The sequence below is a fragment of the Herbiconiux liukaitaii genome, assembly GCF_041927495.1.
Lineage (GTDB): Bacteria > Actinomycetota > Actinomycetes > Actinomycetales > Microbacteriaceae > Herbiconiux > Herbiconiux liukaitaii.
Genome location: NZ_JBHFHG010000005.1, coordinates 12,096 through 25,242 on the forward strand (window position 1 = coordinate 12,096; position 13,147 = coordinate 25,242).

Below are 13,147 nucleotides of genomic sequence, written 5' to 3' on the forward strand. Positions count from 1 at the left end.
CCTGTCGAGGCCACGAATCGGGTCACCGGCTTTCTTGGCATTGAGCCACACGAACGCAGGAGGCCCTTTTTGTTCAAAGCCGTCGCGAGGATCTTCCGTACGCCGGACCTCCGCAGGAAGATTGGCTTCACGCTCGGCATCGTCGCGCTGTTCCGTCTGGGATCATTCATCCCCGCTCCCTTCGTGGACTTCGGGAACGTGCAGACCTGTCTGACCGCCAACCAGGGCACGTCGGGCCTCTACGAGCTCGTCAACCTCTTCTCGGGTGGCGCGCTGCTCCAGCTGTCGATCTTCGCGCTGGGCATCATGCCCTACATCACGGCGTCGATCATCGTGCAGCTGCTGCGCGTGGTCATCCCGCACTTCGAGACCCTCCACAAGGAGGGCCAGGCCGGTCAGTCGAAGCTCACGCAGTACACGCGCTACCTGACCATCGCCCTCGGTGTGCTGCAGTCGACGACGCTCATCACGGTCGCCCGCTCGGGCGCCCTGTTCGGCACCTCGACCGTCGCCGAGTGCGGCCAGCTCATCACCAACGACGCCTGGTACGCCATCCTGCTCATGGTCATCACCATGACCGCGGGCACCGGCGTCATCATGTGGTTCGGTGAGATGATCACCGAGCGCGGCATCGGCAACGGCATGTCGCTGCTCATCTTCACGTCGATCGCCTCGACCTTCCCCGGTTCGCTCTGGCTCATCGCCGAGACCCGCAGCTTCGAGACCTTCCTGCTCGTGCTGGCGGTGGGGATCGCGGTCATGGCGGCAGTCGTGTTCGTGGAGCTGTCCCAACGGCGGATCCCTGTGCAGTACGCCAAGCGCGTGGTGGGCAGACGCACGTACGGGGGCAACAACACCTACATCCCCATCAAGGTCAACATGGCCGGTGTGGTGCCCGTGATCTTCGCGTCGTCGCTGCTGTACCTGCCCGCGCTCATCGCGCAGTTCAACCAGCCCGCCGCAGGCGAGACGCCCGCCGGCTGGGTGACGTGGATCAACAACTACCTCGTGCGCGGCGATCACCCGCTCTACATGCTCCTGTACTTCCTGCTCATCGTGGGCTTCACCTACTTCTACGTCGCGATCACCTTCAACCCCGAAGAGGTCGCCGACAACATGAAGAAGTTCGGTGGATTCATCCCCGGCATCCGTGCCGGTCGCCCCACGGCCGAGTACCTCGACTACGTGCTCACCCGCATCACGCTGCCGGGATCGATCTACCTGGGTCTCATCGCCTTGCTGCCATTGATCGCGCTGGTCGCGGTCGGGGCCAACCAGAACTTCCCGTTCGGTGGCGCCTCGATCCTCATCATCGTGGGTGTCGGCCTCGAGACCGTGAAGCAGATCGACTCGCAGCTGCAGCAGCGGCACTACGAGGGACTGCTGCGATGACAGCAGCGGGGGAGAGCGGCGGGGAGCGGTTGCTCCTCATCGGTCCGCCCGGTGCGGGCAAGGGCACGCAGGCGGCCCGACTCTCCGAGGCGTTCGGGATCCCCGCGATCTCGACGGGAGACATCTTCCGCGAGAACGTGAAGAACGGCACCGAGCTGGGTGTGCAGGCCAAGACCTACATGGACGCAGGCCAGTACGTTCCGGATTCGCTCACCAACGACCTGGTGCGCGACCGCCTCGGCCAGTCCGACACCGAAGACGGCTTCCTGCTCGACGGCTACCCCCGCACGCTGCAGCAGGTCGAGGAGCTCGACGACATCCTCGGGGTGGCGGGCTACTCGCTCGACGCGGTGGTCGTGCTGACCGCCGACACCGACGAGGTCGTCTCCCGCCTGCTGAAGCGCTCCGCCGAGCAGGGTCGCAGCGATGACACGGAAGAGGTCATCCGCAAGCGCCTCGACGTCTACGCGGAGCAGACCGCTCCCCTCGTGGAGGTCTACGCCGGCCGAGGGCTCGTGCTCGAGGTCGACGGCCTCGGCGAGATCGAAGCCGTCACCGAGCGCATCGTCAGCGCGCTCTCCGGCCGCTGATCGGATGTTCGGCAAGAACAAGGGCATCTACAAGACGCCCGCCGAGCTGCGGCTGATGGTCGCACCGGGCCTCGCGACGGCGGCATCGCTCGCCGCCGTGCGAGCGGCCATCGCGCCGGGGGTCTCGACGCTCGAACTCGACGCCCTCGCCGACCGGGTCATCCGGGAGCGCGGAGGGGTGTCGAACTTCCAGCTCGTGCCCGGGTACGCCCACACGATCTGCGCGTCGGTCAACGACGACATCGTGCACGGCATCCCGAACGACAGGCTGCTGCAGCCGGGTGACATCGTCTCGATCGACAGCGGCGCCGAGATCGGCGGCTGGAACGGCGACTCCGCCATGACCGTGGTGCTCGACGACCCGTCCCGGCCGGCCGAGGTGGCCGCCAGGCGGCTGCTCTCCGAGGTGACCGAGCAGTCGCTCTGGCGCGGCATCGCCCGGCTGGCGACCGCGCGTCACCTCAACGAGGTGGGCGAGGCGATCGAGGAGTACGTCGAGGACCACCCGTCGGTCGCCGCGGGAGCCGCGTACGGCATCCTCACCGATTACATCGGGCACGGGATCGGCCGAAGCATGCACGAGGCGCCGCCGGTGTTCAACTACCGTGTGCGTCAGCGCGGCCCCGAGGTGAAGCCCGGACTCGTGGTGGCCATCGAGCCCATGATCACGGCCGGCACGACCGAGACGTTCGTGCGCGACGACGAGTGGACCGTGGCCTCGGCCGACGGCAGCATGTCGAGCCACTGGGAGCACTCCGTGGCCGTGCACGAAGACGGCATCTGGGTGCTGACGGCCGACGACGGCGGGGCGGCTCAGCTCGCGCCTCTCGGTGTGACTCCGGTACCCATCCCGTAGCCTGCTCCACCTGTTTGCCGCTCAGTCCTCCATGACGTGCACGAGCTCGTCGATGAACGACGCGAAGTCGCTCGAGTTGCGCACGATCCGCTGCACGTCGTCGCGATCGGAGAACACCTCGACGAGCTGGTCGAAGACGGTCTGGAACGCGCGTCTCCCGCTCTCGCTGAAGGCGATGAGCGCGATGACGTTGACCCGGTTCTCGCCCCACTGCATGGGCGTCTCGTTGACCACGATGGCGATGGCCGTGCGGGTGGCGCTCATGGTCATGGCGTGGGGCACGGCGATGGTGTCGGAGAAGGCGGTCGATGACATCCGCTCGCGCTCGATGGCGCCCTCGACGTAGCTCTCGTCGATGAGGCGCAGCCCCACCATCGCGCGACCGAGCGTGCGGATCATCTCCGGCTCCGACGCGGCGTCGAGGTTGCTCCAGTAGAGCCGCTCGTCGAAGTACTGCAGCAGCTCGTCCTTGAGCCGCATGCGCCGGCGGTGGCGTCTCACGACCGCGATCGACCTGCGCACCGCATCGACATCCGCGTCGGTGAGGAAGGGCGGCACGACCACCACGTTGTCGCGCGCGGCGGGCACGGGGATGGTCGTGACCACGATGTCGGAGGAGAGGGCGTTCCAGTCGACGTCGGCGCGCGTGATGACCACGTCGACCTCGAGCTCCGAGCCGAGCTCGGTCTCGAGCCGCTCGCGCAGCGCCAGGTGCATGTCGTAGTAGTTGGGGCTCACGATGGCGCAGCTGACCCGCTCCTGGCGGAGGTTCTGCCTCTCGAGGTGGGAGCCGACGTGCAGGGCGATGTAGGCGATCTCGTCTTCGGTGACCACGATGTCGTAGGCCCGCTGGACCTGGCTCGCGATGAAGACGGCCAGCTCGTAGATCATGGGGAACGAGCCCTTGATGGAACGGGTCATCGGGTTGCGGGAGAACGAGTTCTCCTGGGCGCGGGCCACGAGGTTGCGGATGTGCAGGCCGAGTCGCACCGTGAAGTCCTCGTCGTCGAGATCGACGAGGTACTCCTCGCTCGCCAGTCGCACGATGCGACGCATCTCGGCGAGATCCTCGGCGCCGAGGTAGGTCTCGGCCACGTGCTCGGTGGGGGAGTCGTGCCCAGGGGTGAGCACTCGCGTGGTGAGGAGCACCGAGAGGTAGCTCAGCTCACGCACGCCGAGGGCGGCACCGAAGTGGGAGCGGATGAGCGCATCGAGGTTCTCGGCGACCTCGCGGATGGTCTCGGAGGCCTGCGGGCCCTCCGCGGGCTCGATCGACTGGTTCTTGCCGACGCGGTCGACCGCGATCGCGATGTGCAGGAGAACGTTGTCGATGGAGTACTCGTTGACGAAGTAGCCGCTGCCGTCGAGCATCTCGATGAGGAGCGACTTGAAGCCCGAGAGGTCCTCCGAGGAGAACTCGCGCTGGATGGTCTCGAGGTCGAGGAACCCCTGGGCGCTCTCGTCGCGGAACACGCGACTGAGCAGTCGGCGCCGGTTGAGCTCGCTGCCGACGAGCGAGACCGTGCTCCCTCGGCGCCGCAAGGAGAGGCCGGCGTCGTCGACGAGCAGCTTCGCCTTGCGCAGATCGGCCTCCACCGTGGACTCGCTCACGAAGAGGTTGGCGGCGATGTCGTAGACGTCGATGCCCGCCGGCGCATCACCGAGCGCTCGGATGATGACGTGCACGCGCTCCCTGGGGCTCCCGGGATCGGCGTCGCGCGAGCGGCGGGAGGCGACGAACGAGGCATAGGCATCGCGGTTGAGCCGGTACCCGCTCGTCGACGACGCGATCACCTCGAGCGGTTTGGCCGCCGTCTTGACGCTCGTGACGTAGCTGCGCACACTCCGCGTGGTCACGCCGAGTCGGTCGGCGAGCTCGCCCGCCGTGACCCAGTCGTCGGCCGCGGCGAGGTGATCCAGCAATCGCTCGTACTTCGCTCTCATCACCCTTCACCCTAGGCGCTTCCGCGGAACCCGGGCCCTGGCTTCCGGGGGTGCGGAAGGAAAGGTGGTGGAGGTGGGGGAGAGGAAGGCGGAGGATCTAGGGAGATCGAAGCAGGACGCGAGGAGGCGTGCGTGGACAAGGTGCTCATCGTGTGCGGTGCGGGAGCATCGAGCACGTTCCTGGCACTCCGGTTGCGCCGGATCGCGCGAGAGCGCGGACTGGACCTGATCGTGGAGGCCGGCACGCTGTCGGACGTCGACGAGAGGCTCGCCGCCACGAGCGTGCTGCTGGTCGGCCCCCCTCTCGCCTCGGTGTTCGACGAACTGAACACCCGTGCGCGAGCGGCGGGCGTGCGAGCGGCCCTGCTGCCGGACACCGTGTTCGGACCCGAGGGTGCGGAGATCGCCGCCGACCTGGTCACAGAGCTCCTCGATGCGTCGCGGGACTCGCAGAACCTCGCTCAGGGATGAGCAGAGCTAAGGAGAACGACTGATGGCTGAACGAACCGTCCAGATGGCATCCGAGCACGGGCTGCACGCCCGACCCGCGAGCCTCTTCACGAAGGCCGTGGCCGAGGCCGGCCTGCCCGTGCAGATCTCGAAGGGCGACAAGACCGCCAACGCCGCCAGCATCCTCGGCGTGATCTCGCTCGGCATCGAGCACGGCGACACCGTGACCCTCGTCTCCGACGCCGACGACGCCGACGCGCTGCTCGACCGGCTCGCCGCGCTGCTCTCGACCGATCTGGACGCCGCCTGATGGCCGCCGGAACGCTGCACGGCACCGGGATCGGCCGCGGCATCGCCGTGGGCACCGTGCTCCGCATGCCCGATCCGCTGCCCGAGCCCACCGACGAGGCGAGCACCCTCACTCCGGATGCCGAGAAGGAGCGGGCGCGCGCATCGCTCGCCGCCACCGCCGCCATCATCCGCCACCGCGGTGAGCGCGCCGGCGGTTCGGCGAAGGAGGTGCTCGAGGCCCAGGCCTTCATGGCCGAGGACCCCACGCTCATCGACGACGTCGGCGTGCGGATCGACGGCGGCAAGACCGCCGAGCGCGCGGTCTACGAGGCCTTCGCGGCCTTCCGCGACCTGCTCGTGAGCATGGGCGGCTACATGGGCGAGCGCGCCACCGACCTCGACGACGTGTCGCAGCGGGTCGTGGCCCACCTCCGCGGCGTCGCCGCTCCCGGAGTGCCCGACCCCGAGCACCCGTTCGTGCTCATCGCCCGCGACCTCGCCCCCGCCGACACGGCGCTGCTCGACCTCTCGAAGGTGCTCGCCCTCGTGACGAGCGACGGAGGGCCGACCTCGCACACCGCCATCCTCGCCCGCGAGAAGTCGATCGTGGCCGTGGTGGGAGTGGCAGGCGCCCTCGAGCTCGAGGACGGCGTGGAGATCGTGGTCGACGCCTCGACCGGTGACGTCACCGTGGCGCCCGACGCCGAGACGCGCGCCGCCGCCGAGGCCCGCGCCGCGGAGCTCAAGGCCGCCAGGAGCGCGGCCACCGGCCCCGGCGCGCTCGCCGACGGCACCCCCGTGCCTCTGCTCGCGAACCTTGGATCGGCCGACGGCGCAGCGGATGCCGTGGAGAAGGGCGCAGAGGGCGTCGGCCTCTTCCGCACCGAGTTCCTCTTCCTCGACGCCGCGACCGCACCGACCGTGGAGGAGCAGAAGGCGCAGTACAAGCGACTGCTCGAGGCCTTCCCCGGCAAGAAGGTCGTGGTGCGCGCGCTCGACGCCGGTGCCGACAAGCCCCTCAGCTTCCTGAACGACGCGGCTGAGGAGAACCCGGCGCTCGGACTCCGAGGCCTGCGCGCCCTGCGGGCCAACGAGCCGATCCTGCGCGACCAGCTGCGCGCGCTCGCCGAGGCCGACGCCGAGACCGACGCCGAGGTGTGGGTGATGGCCCCGATGGTGTCGACCGTCGAGGAGACCCGCTACTTCACCGCCCTCGCCCGCCAGCTCGGGTTGAAGACCGCCGGCGTGATGGTGGAGGTGCCGTCGTCGGCCCTGCTCGCCGACCGCATCCTCGCCGATGCCGACTTCGCCTCGGTGGGCACCAACGACCTCACCCAGTACACGCTCGCGGCCGACCGCCTGCTCGGCTCCGTGGCCTCGTTCCAGGATCCGTGGCACCCCGCCGTGCTGCGTCTCGTGGGCGAGGTCGGCAAGGCCGGCCGCACGACGGGCAAGCCCGTGGGCATCTGCGGCGAGGCGGCAGCCGATCCGCTGCTCGCCGTGGTGCTCGTGGGTCTCGGCGCCACCACGCTCTCGATGTCGCCCTCCGCGCTCGCCGACGTGCGCGCCGAGCTCGCCCGCTTCACCCTCGAGGACGCCCGCCGGTTCGCCGAGCTCGCGCTCTCGGCCAACAGCGCCGTGGAGGCCCGCGCCGCGGTGACCTCGGCGGCCACCCCCTGACCGCATCACCCGCACCACCTGCATCACCAGCACCTAGCAATGCACTCCCCACCCCTTACCCCGAACACCACAGAAATGGAGCAGTCGTCATGACAACGACGTCAGAAACGAAGCAGGGAGGTGGAGCCCGTGTGCGCGTGCAGCGCTTCGGCACCTTCCTCAGCGGCATGGTCATGCCCAACATCCCCGCGTTCATCGCGTGGGGTCTCATCACGAGCCTCTTCATCGCCACCGGATGGCTCCCGAACGGCATCCTCGGCGGCTTCGGCAACGCCGATGCGATCGGCTGGCAGGGCGCTGCCACCCAGATCGCGGTCGGTGAGGACGGCGAGAACTTCAACGTGTACCTGGGCCTCGTGGGCCCGATGATCACCTACATGCTGCCGCTCCTCATCGCCAACACCGGTGGCCGCATGGTCTACGGCCCCCGCGGTGGAGTGGTCGGCGTGGTCGCGACGATGGGTGTCATCGTCGGCGCCTCCGTGCCGATGTTCATCGGCGCCATGATCATGGGCCCGCTCGGCGCTCTGCTGATCAAGCAGATCGACAAGATCTGGGCGGGCAAGATCAAGGCCGGCTTCGAGATGCTGGTCGACAACTTCTCGGCCGGCATCGTGGCAGCCATCCTCGCCATCGCCGGCTTCTTCGGGATCGCCCCGCTCATCTCGGGTCTCACCGCGCTGCTGCAGGGAGCGATCCAGTGGCTCGTCGACCTCGGACTGCTGCCGCTCGTGAGCCTGCTCGTGGAGCCCGCCAAGGTGCTGTTCCTCAACAACGCCATCAACCACGGTGTGTTCACGGGACTCGGTGCCACCCAGGTGGCGGAGACCGGCAAGTCGATCCTCTTCCTCATCGAGGCGAACCCCGGCCCCGGTGTCGGCATCCTCATCGCGTTCTCGATCTTCGGCATCGGTCTCGCCAAGGCGAGCGCGCCGGGAGCCGTCATCATCCAGTTCTTCGGCGGGATCCACGAGATCTACTTCCCCTACGTGCTCTCGAAGCCCCTCGTCATCGTGGCCGCCATGGCCGGTGGCGCCGCGGGTGTGGCCGTCAACGTGCTGTTCAACACCGGTCTCCGCGCTCCCGCCTCGCCGGGATCGATCATCGCGATCATGATCAACGCGGCCCCCGACAGCTACGTCGGCATCGCGCTCTCCGTGCTCGTCTCGGCAGCTGTGTCGTTCCTCATCACCTCGGTCATCCTCCGTGCCAGCCGCAAGCGCGACCTGGAGCGGGGCGACGACGGCGACCTGGCGGCTGCCGTGGCCCGCACCGAGGCCAACAAGGGCAAGGAGTCGAGCGTGCTCGGCAACCTCCGCGCCGAAGGCGTGCCCGCGGGCGACGCCGAGGTCGCGGCCTCGGCCGGCACCGACGGCACCGCGCTGCTCACCGACGCCCGACCGATCAGGAACATCGTGTTCGCCTGCGACGCCGGAATGGGCTCGAGCGCCATGGGCGCCTCCGTGCTTCGCAATAAGATCAAGAAGGCCGGCATCGACGGCGTCACCGTGGTGAACAAGTCGATCGCCAGCCTCGAAGACGACGTCGACCTCGTGATCACCCAGCGCGAGCTCACGCAGAGGGCGCAGGAGCGCACCCCGAGCGCCGAGCACGTCTCGGTCGACAACTTCATGAACAGCCCTCGCTACGAAGAGCTCGTGGCGAAGCTCAAGCACCAGCACGGCGCCGAGTAGGCGACGCGCACCGATCGAGAGGGAGAAGCCCATGGCCGTCCTGGAACCGTCGCAGATCCGACTGAGCGGCACCGCCCGCACCAAGGAGGACGCGATCGCCGAGGCCTCCGCCATCCTGGTGGGAGCAGGGGCCGTCACCGCGGACTACCACGACTTCATGCTCCAGCGTGAAGAGACCGTCTCGACGTACATGGGCAACTTCCTCGCCATTCCGCACGGCACGAACGAGGGCAAGGACACGATCCTCGCGTCGGCGCTCTCGTTCGTGCGGTACGACGAGGCCCTCGACTGGGGTGGCGAGGATGTTCGCTTCGTCGTGGGCATCGCCGGCAAGGACGGCGGGCACATGGACATCCTCACCAAGATCGCCATCGTCTTCAGCGATGACGACGAGGTCGCGAAACTGCTCGCGGCCGGCACGCCGGAGGAGATCCTCGAGATCCTCGGCGACGTCAACGAGTAACACCGATTAAAGGAGTACCCATGAAAGCCGTCCACTTCGGAGCCGGGAACATCGGCAGGGGCTTCGTGGGGCTCATCCTCCACGACGCGGGCTACGAGCTCGTCTTCGCCGACGTCAACGCGCAGCTCATCGACGCCCTCGCGGCCTCCACGAGCTACGACGTGCACGCGGTGGGCGAGAAGTCCTCCACCCGCACCGTGACGGGCTACCGCGCCCTCAACAGCGGCAGCGACGAGGACGCGGTGGTCGCCGAGATCGCCACGGCCTCGCTCGTGACGACGGCCGTGGGCCCGAACATCCTGAAGTTCGTGGCCCCGGTCATCGCCCGTGCCCTCGAGGCGCGCGACGACTCGCTGCCCCCTCTGCACGTGATGGCCTGCGAGAACGCCATCAACGCCACGGATGCGCTCAAGGCCGAGATCGTCGGCAGGCTCGACGGGGGAGAGGCCTCCGCCGCCCTCGGTCGCGCCGTGTTCGCCAACACCGCCGTGGACCGCATCGTGCCGAACCAGGATGCGGATGCGGGTCTCGATGTGACGGTGGAGGACTTCTTCGAGTGGGCCATCGAGGAGGGCCCCTTCGAGGGCGCCGTTCCGAGCATCCCGGCCGCCCACTTCGTCTCGGACCTCGCTCCGTACATCGAGCGCAAGCTCTTCACCGTCAACACCGGCCACGCCACGACGGCGTACCACGGCTGGGTCGAGGGGGCCCCGACCCTGGCCGACGCGCTCTCGATCCCGGAGGTGTTCGCCGAGGTCAAGGCCGTGCTCGCCGAGACCAAGGCGCTCCTGGTGGCCAAGCACGAGTTCGATCCGGCCACGCAGGAGGCGTACCTCGAGAAGAACCTCGTGCGCTTCGCCAACCCGTACCTCACCGACACCCCCGAGCGCGTCGGCCGCCAGCCGCTCCGCAAGATCAGCAGGAACGAGCGCTTCATCGGCCCCGCCGCCGAGCTCGCCGAACGCGGACTGCCGCACGAGGCGCTGCTCCGCGCCGTGCGTGCCGCGCTGCGGTTCGACGCACCGAGCGACCCGCAGAGCGCGGAGCTCGCCGAGCTGCTCGCGCGCCTCTCGCCGGAGCAGTTCACCGCGGAGGTGTGCGGCATCGAGGCCGGCCACCCCCTGCACGATGGTCTCGTAGCCGTGGTGCGGTCCATAGACTCCTATCGCTGATTGCGCAAGGGCCGTTCTTAGCGTAGGCTCGATCTTTGGTGTTTTGGGCCTGTTGTCAGCCGACGGCGGAAGCCCGATTCTCCGCAAGACCAGCAGAAATCTATTTATAGCGACAGTGAGTGTATGGCCAAAAAAGACGGTGTTATCGAGATCGAAGGCGCAGTCGTCGAGGCTCTCCCGAACGCAATGTTCCGGGTGGAGCTGACGAATGGCCACAAGGTGCTTGCCCATATCTCGGGCAAGATGCGCCAGCACTACATCCGCATCCTCCCGGAGGACCGCGTGATCGTGGAGTTGAGCCCCTACGACCTCACCCGTGGCCGGATCGTCTACCGCTACAAATAGCGCCAGATCATGGCAGCTGGAAAGTAACGGCCCCACGGCGTTCCGAGGGGTACGAGGACAGCGAAGAGAGAAAAGTCAATGAAGGTCAACCCCAGCGTCAAGCCCATCTGTGAGCACTGCCGCATCATTCGCCGCAACGGCCGCGTGATGAACATCTGCAAGAGCAACCCGCGCCACAAGCAGCGCCAGGGCTGAACACCCGCACCACAACTAATGGCAGTGTCAGAAGCCGCCCGGTGAGAACCGGGCGGTGGACACCTTCGGTCGGAGGCCGGAGCACATTCACTGTCACAGACCTCCACTCATCAACAGGAGATAGCCACAATGGCACGTCTAGCAGGAGTTGACATTCCCCGCGACAAGCGCGTGGAAGTTGCCCTCACGTACATCTACGGGGTCGGGCGCACGCGTGCGCTCAAGACCCTCGCCGACACCGAGATCTCCGGAGACATCCGGGTCAAGGATCTGAGTGACGACCAGCTAGTCGCTCTCCGCGACTACATCGAGGGCAACTACAAGGTGGAGGGTGACCTCCGCCGCGAGGTCGCCGCCGACATCCGCCGCAAGGTCGAGATCGGCTCCTACGAGGGCGTCCGCCACCGCAAGGGCCTCCCCGTGCGCGGACAGCGCACCAAGACCAACGCTCGCACCCGCAAGGGCCCGAAGCGCACCGTCGCCGGCAAGAAGAAGGCCGGCCGCTAAGCGCGCCGACTGACCAGGATTCCAGGAGATATACATGGCAACCCCCAAGTCGGCCGTCCGCAAGCCGCGCAAGAAAGAGAAGAAGAACGTCGCCGTGGGCCAGGCCCACATCAAGTCGACCTTCAACAACACCATCGTGTCGATCACCGACACGACCGGTGCCGTCATCAGCTGGGCCTCCTCCGGTGGCGTCGGCTTCAAGGGATCGCGCAAGTCGACCCCGTTCGCCGCGCAGCTCGCTGCCGAGTCGGCTGCCCGCCAGGCTCAGGAGCACGGCATGAAGAAGGTCGACGTCTTCGTCAAGGGACCGGGCTCCGGTCGCGAGACCGCGATCCGCTCGCTCCAGGCCGCAGGCCTCGAGGTCGGTTCGATCAACGACGTGACCCCGCAGGCGCACAACGGCTGCCGTCCCCCCAAGCGCCGCCGCGTTTGACCTTTCCGCGCTGAACCGGCGGGGCTCTTCGGGGCCCCGCCGGTGAAGTCGTTCACAACTCAATACCTCGTCACGTGAGTGTCATATAGCGGACACTCAGCCGAAAGGAATAACAGTGCTCATTGCACAGCGCCCCACCCTCACCGAGGAGAACATCTCGGAGTTCCGTTCGCGGTTCGTCATCGAGCCGCTCGAGCCCGGCTTCGGCTACACCCTCGGCAACTCGCTCCGCCGCACGCTGCTCTCGTCGATCCCGGGAGCTGCCGTCACGAGCATCCGCATCGACGGCGTGCTGCACGAGTTCAGCACGATCCCCGGTGTGAAGGAAGACGTCACCGAGATCATCCTCAACGTCAAGGGTCTCGTCGTCTCGAGCGAGCACGACGAGCCGATCACCGCCTACCTGCGCAAGCACGCCTCCGGCGAGGTCACCGCGGCCGACATCTCGGCTCCGGCCGGTGTGGAGATCCACAACCCGGAGCTCGTGATCGCGACCCTCAACGACAAGGCGAAGTTCGAGCTCGAGCTCATCATCGAGCGCGGTCGCGGCTACGTCTCGGCGACCCAGAACCGCAGCGAGTTCTCCGAGGCCGGTCAGGTTCCGATCGACTCGATCTACTCGCCCGTGCTCAAGGTCACCTACCGCGTCGAGGCCACCCGTGCCGGTGAGCGCACCGACTTCGACCGCCTCGTGGTCGACGTCGAGACGAAGCCGGCCATCACGCCGCGCGACGCCATCGCCTCCGCCGGTCGCACGCTGACCGAGCTGTTCGGGCTCGCCCGCGAGCTCAACTCGGCCGCAGAGGGCATCGAGATCGGCCCCGCGCCGGTCGACGCCGTGCTGTCGTCCGAGCTGTCGGTTCCGATCGAGGACCTCGATCTGTCCGTGCGCTCGTACAACTGCCTCAAGCGCGAGGGCATCAACACGGTCTCCGAGCTCGTCGCCCTCTCGGAGACGCAGCTCATGAACATCCGCAACTTCGGTCAGAAGTCGGTCGATGAGGTGAAGGACAAGCTCGTGGAGCTCGGCCTCTCGCTGAAGGACACCGTTCCCGGTTTCGACGGCGCCCACTTCTACGGCGGCTACGACGAAGAGAACGTCTGAGACGTCTCCTCGTCCGCTTGACCCACCCGA

15 protein-coding genes are annotated in these 13,147 nt (G+C 67.6%); 14 read left to right on the forward strand and 1 reads right to left on the reverse strand.

The window, feature by feature from the left end:
* Positions 1–69: 69 nt before the first annotated feature.
* The 3 genes from secY to map are packed head-to-tail and all read left to right on the forward strand — an operon-like array spanning position 70 to position 2,838.
* Positions 70–1,392, forward strand: coding sequence for a preprotein translocase subunit SecY (gene secY / locus ACEXQC_RS11680; protein ID WP_374822128.1), 1,323 nt, complete (start codon positions 70–72; stop codon positions 1,390–1,392).
* Entirely contained in the window at positions 1,389–1,982 is a 594-nt protein-coding gene (locus ACEXQC_RS11685; protein ID WP_374822131.1) for an adenylate kinase, read from the forward strand. The genes secY and ACEXQC_RS11685 overlap by 4 nt, the downstream gene beginning before the upstream one ends.
* 4 nt (positions 1,983–1,986) lie before the next feature.
* A complete protein-coding gene (gene map / locus ACEXQC_RS11690; protein ID WP_374822134.1) occupies positions 1,987–2,838 on the forward strand; it encodes a type I methionyl aminopeptidase in 852 nt (283 codons plus the stop codon).
* A 21-nt stretch (positions 2,839–2,859) separates the two neighbouring features.
* Here map and ACEXQC_RS11695 read toward each other — a convergent pair whose 3' ends face one another.
* Complete coding sequence (locus ACEXQC_RS11695; RefSeq protein WP_374822137.1) at positions 2,860–4,782, reverse strand: BglG family transcription antiterminator; 1,923 nt, start codon at positions 4,780–4,782, stop codon at positions 2,860–2,862.
* A gap of 132 nt (positions 4,783–4,914) precedes the next feature.
* On the opposite strand from ACEXQC_RS11695, the gene ACEXQC_RS11700 reads away from it, so the two are divergent.
* From ACEXQC_RS11700 to ACEXQC_RS11750, 11 genes are all read left to right on the forward strand, one after another.
* The gene (locus tag ACEXQC_RS11700) at positions 4,915–5,253 is read left to right on the forward strand and encodes a PTS sugar transporter subunit IIB (protein ID WP_374822139.1); all 339 of its coding nucleotides are present in this window, start codon (positions 4,915–4,917) and stop codon (positions 5,251–5,253) included.
* Between the two features lie 22 nt (positions 5,254–5,275).
* Positions 5,276–5,542, forward strand: coding sequence for an HPr family phosphocarrier protein (locus ACEXQC_RS11705; protein ID WP_374822143.1), 267 nt, complete (start codon positions 5,276–5,278; stop codon positions 5,540–5,542).
* The gene (gene ptsP, locus ACEXQC_RS11710) at positions 5,542–7,203 is read left to right on the forward strand and encodes a phosphoenolpyruvate--protein phosphotransferase (protein WP_374822146.1); all 1,662 of its coding nucleotides are present in this window, start codon (positions 5,542–5,544) and stop codon (positions 7,201–7,203) included. Before ACEXQC_RS11705 ends, ptsP begins: the two co-directional genes overlap by 1 nt.
* 89 nt (positions 7,204–7,292) lie before the next feature.
* The gene (locus ACEXQC_RS11715) at positions 7,293–8,897 is read left to right on the forward strand and encodes a PTS mannitol transporter subunit IIBC (RefSeq protein WP_374822149.1); all 1,605 of its coding nucleotides are present in this window, start codon (positions 7,293–7,295) and stop codon (positions 8,895–8,897) included.
* Positions 8,898–8,928: 31 nt separating this feature from the next.
* Positions 8,929–9,360, forward strand: a complete 432-nt coding sequence (locus ACEXQC_RS11720; protein ID WP_374822151.1) for a PTS mannitol transporter subunit IIA — start codon at positions 8,929–8,931, stop codon at positions 9,358–9,360.
* Between the two features lie 20 nt (positions 9,361–9,380).
* Entirely contained in the window at positions 9,381–10,532 is a 1,152-nt protein-coding gene (locus ACEXQC_RS11725) for a mannitol-1-phosphate 5-dehydrogenase (RefSeq protein ID WP_374822154.1), read from the forward strand.
* 123 nt (positions 10,533–10,655) lie between these two features.
* Positions 10,656–10,877 carry a translation initiation factor IF-1 gene (gene infA, locus ACEXQC_RS11730; RefSeq protein ID WP_022883252.1) on the forward strand — a complete coding sequence of 74 codons (222 nt, stop codon included), beginning with the start codon at positions 10,656–10,658 and terminating at the stop codon, positions 10,875–10,877.
* A gap of 78 nt (positions 10,878–10,955) precedes the next feature.
* Positions 10,956–11,072, forward strand: a complete 117-nt coding sequence (gene rpmJ, locus ACEXQC_RS11735) for a 50S ribosomal protein L36 (RefSeq protein WP_066041129.1) — start codon at positions 10,956–10,958, stop codon at positions 11,070–11,072.
* A 129-nt stretch (positions 11,073–11,201) separates the two neighbouring features.
* On the forward strand, positions 11,202–11,579 hold the full coding sequence (rpsM, locus tag ACEXQC_RS11740; RefSeq protein ID WP_066041126.1) for a 30S ribosomal protein S13: 378 nt from the start codon (positions 11,202–11,204) through the stop codon (positions 11,577–11,579).
* 34 nt (positions 11,580–11,613) lie between these two features.
* Positions 11,614–12,012: a 30S ribosomal protein S11 gene (rpsK, locus tag ACEXQC_RS11745; protein ID WP_022896808.1), complete on the forward strand. Its 399-nt coding sequence runs from the start codon at positions 11,614–11,616 to the stop codon at positions 12,010–12,012.
* A gap of 115 nt (positions 12,013–12,127) precedes the next feature.
* Positions 12,128–13,117 carry a DNA-directed RNA polymerase subunit alpha gene (locus tag ACEXQC_RS11750; RefSeq protein ID WP_374822165.1) on the forward strand — a complete coding sequence of 330 codons (990 nt, stop codon included), beginning with the start codon at positions 12,128–12,130 and terminating at the stop codon, positions 13,115–13,117.
* The last annotated feature ends 30 nt before the right edge of the window (positions 13,118–13,147 follow it).

What these genes read in the sequence shown, in the direction of transcription:
- map (WP_374822134.1), top strand. Translation starts at nt 1,987, where the DNA reads ATGTTCGGCAAGAACAAGGGCATCTACAAGACGCCCGCCGAGCTGCGG.
- rpsK (WP_022896808.1), top strand. Translation starts at nt 11,614, where the DNA reads ATGGCAACCCCCAAGTCGGCCGTCCGCAAGCCGCGCAAGAAAGAGAAG.
- infA (WP_022883252.1), top strand. Translation starts at nt 10,656, where the DNA reads ATGGCCAAAAAAGACGGTGTTATCGAGATCGAAGGCGCAGTCGTCGAG.
- ptsP (WP_374822146.1), top strand. Translation starts at nt 5,542, where the DNA reads ATGGCCGCCGGAACGCTGCACGGCACCGGGATCGGCCGCGGCATCGCC.
- ACEXQC_RS11695 (WP_374822137.1), bottom strand. Translation starts at nt 4,782, where the DNA reads ATGAGAGCGAAGTACGAGCGATTGCTGGATCACCTCGCCGCGGCCGAC.
- rpmJ (WP_066041129.1), top strand. Translation starts at nt 10,956, where the DNA reads ATGAAGGTCAACCCCAGCGTCAAGCCCATCTGTGAGCACTGCCGCATC.
- ACEXQC_RS11720 (WP_374822151.1), top strand. Translation starts at nt 8,929, where the DNA reads ATGGCCGTCCTGGAACCGTCGCAGATCCGACTGAGCGGCACCGCCCGC.
- ACEXQC_RS11715 (WP_374822149.1), top strand. Translation starts at nt 7,293, where the DNA reads ATGACAACGACGTCAGAAACGAAGCAGGGAGGTGGAGCCCGTGTGCGC.
- ACEXQC_RS11705 (WP_374822143.1), top strand. Translation starts at nt 5,276, where the DNA reads ATGGCTGAACGAACCGTCCAGATGGCATCCGAGCACGGGCTGCACGCC.
- rpsM (WP_066041126.1), top strand. Translation starts at nt 11,202, where the DNA reads ATGGCACGTCTAGCAGGAGTTGACATTCCCCGCGACAAGCGCGTGGAA.
- ACEXQC_RS11685 (WP_374822131.1), top strand. Translation starts at nt 1,389, where the DNA reads ATGACAGCAGCGGGGGAGAGCGGCGGGGAGCGGTTGCTCCTCATCGGT.
- ACEXQC_RS11725 (WP_374822154.1), top strand. Translation starts at nt 9,381, where the DNA reads ATGAAAGCCGTCCACTTCGGAGCCGGGAACATCGGCAGGGGCTTCGTG.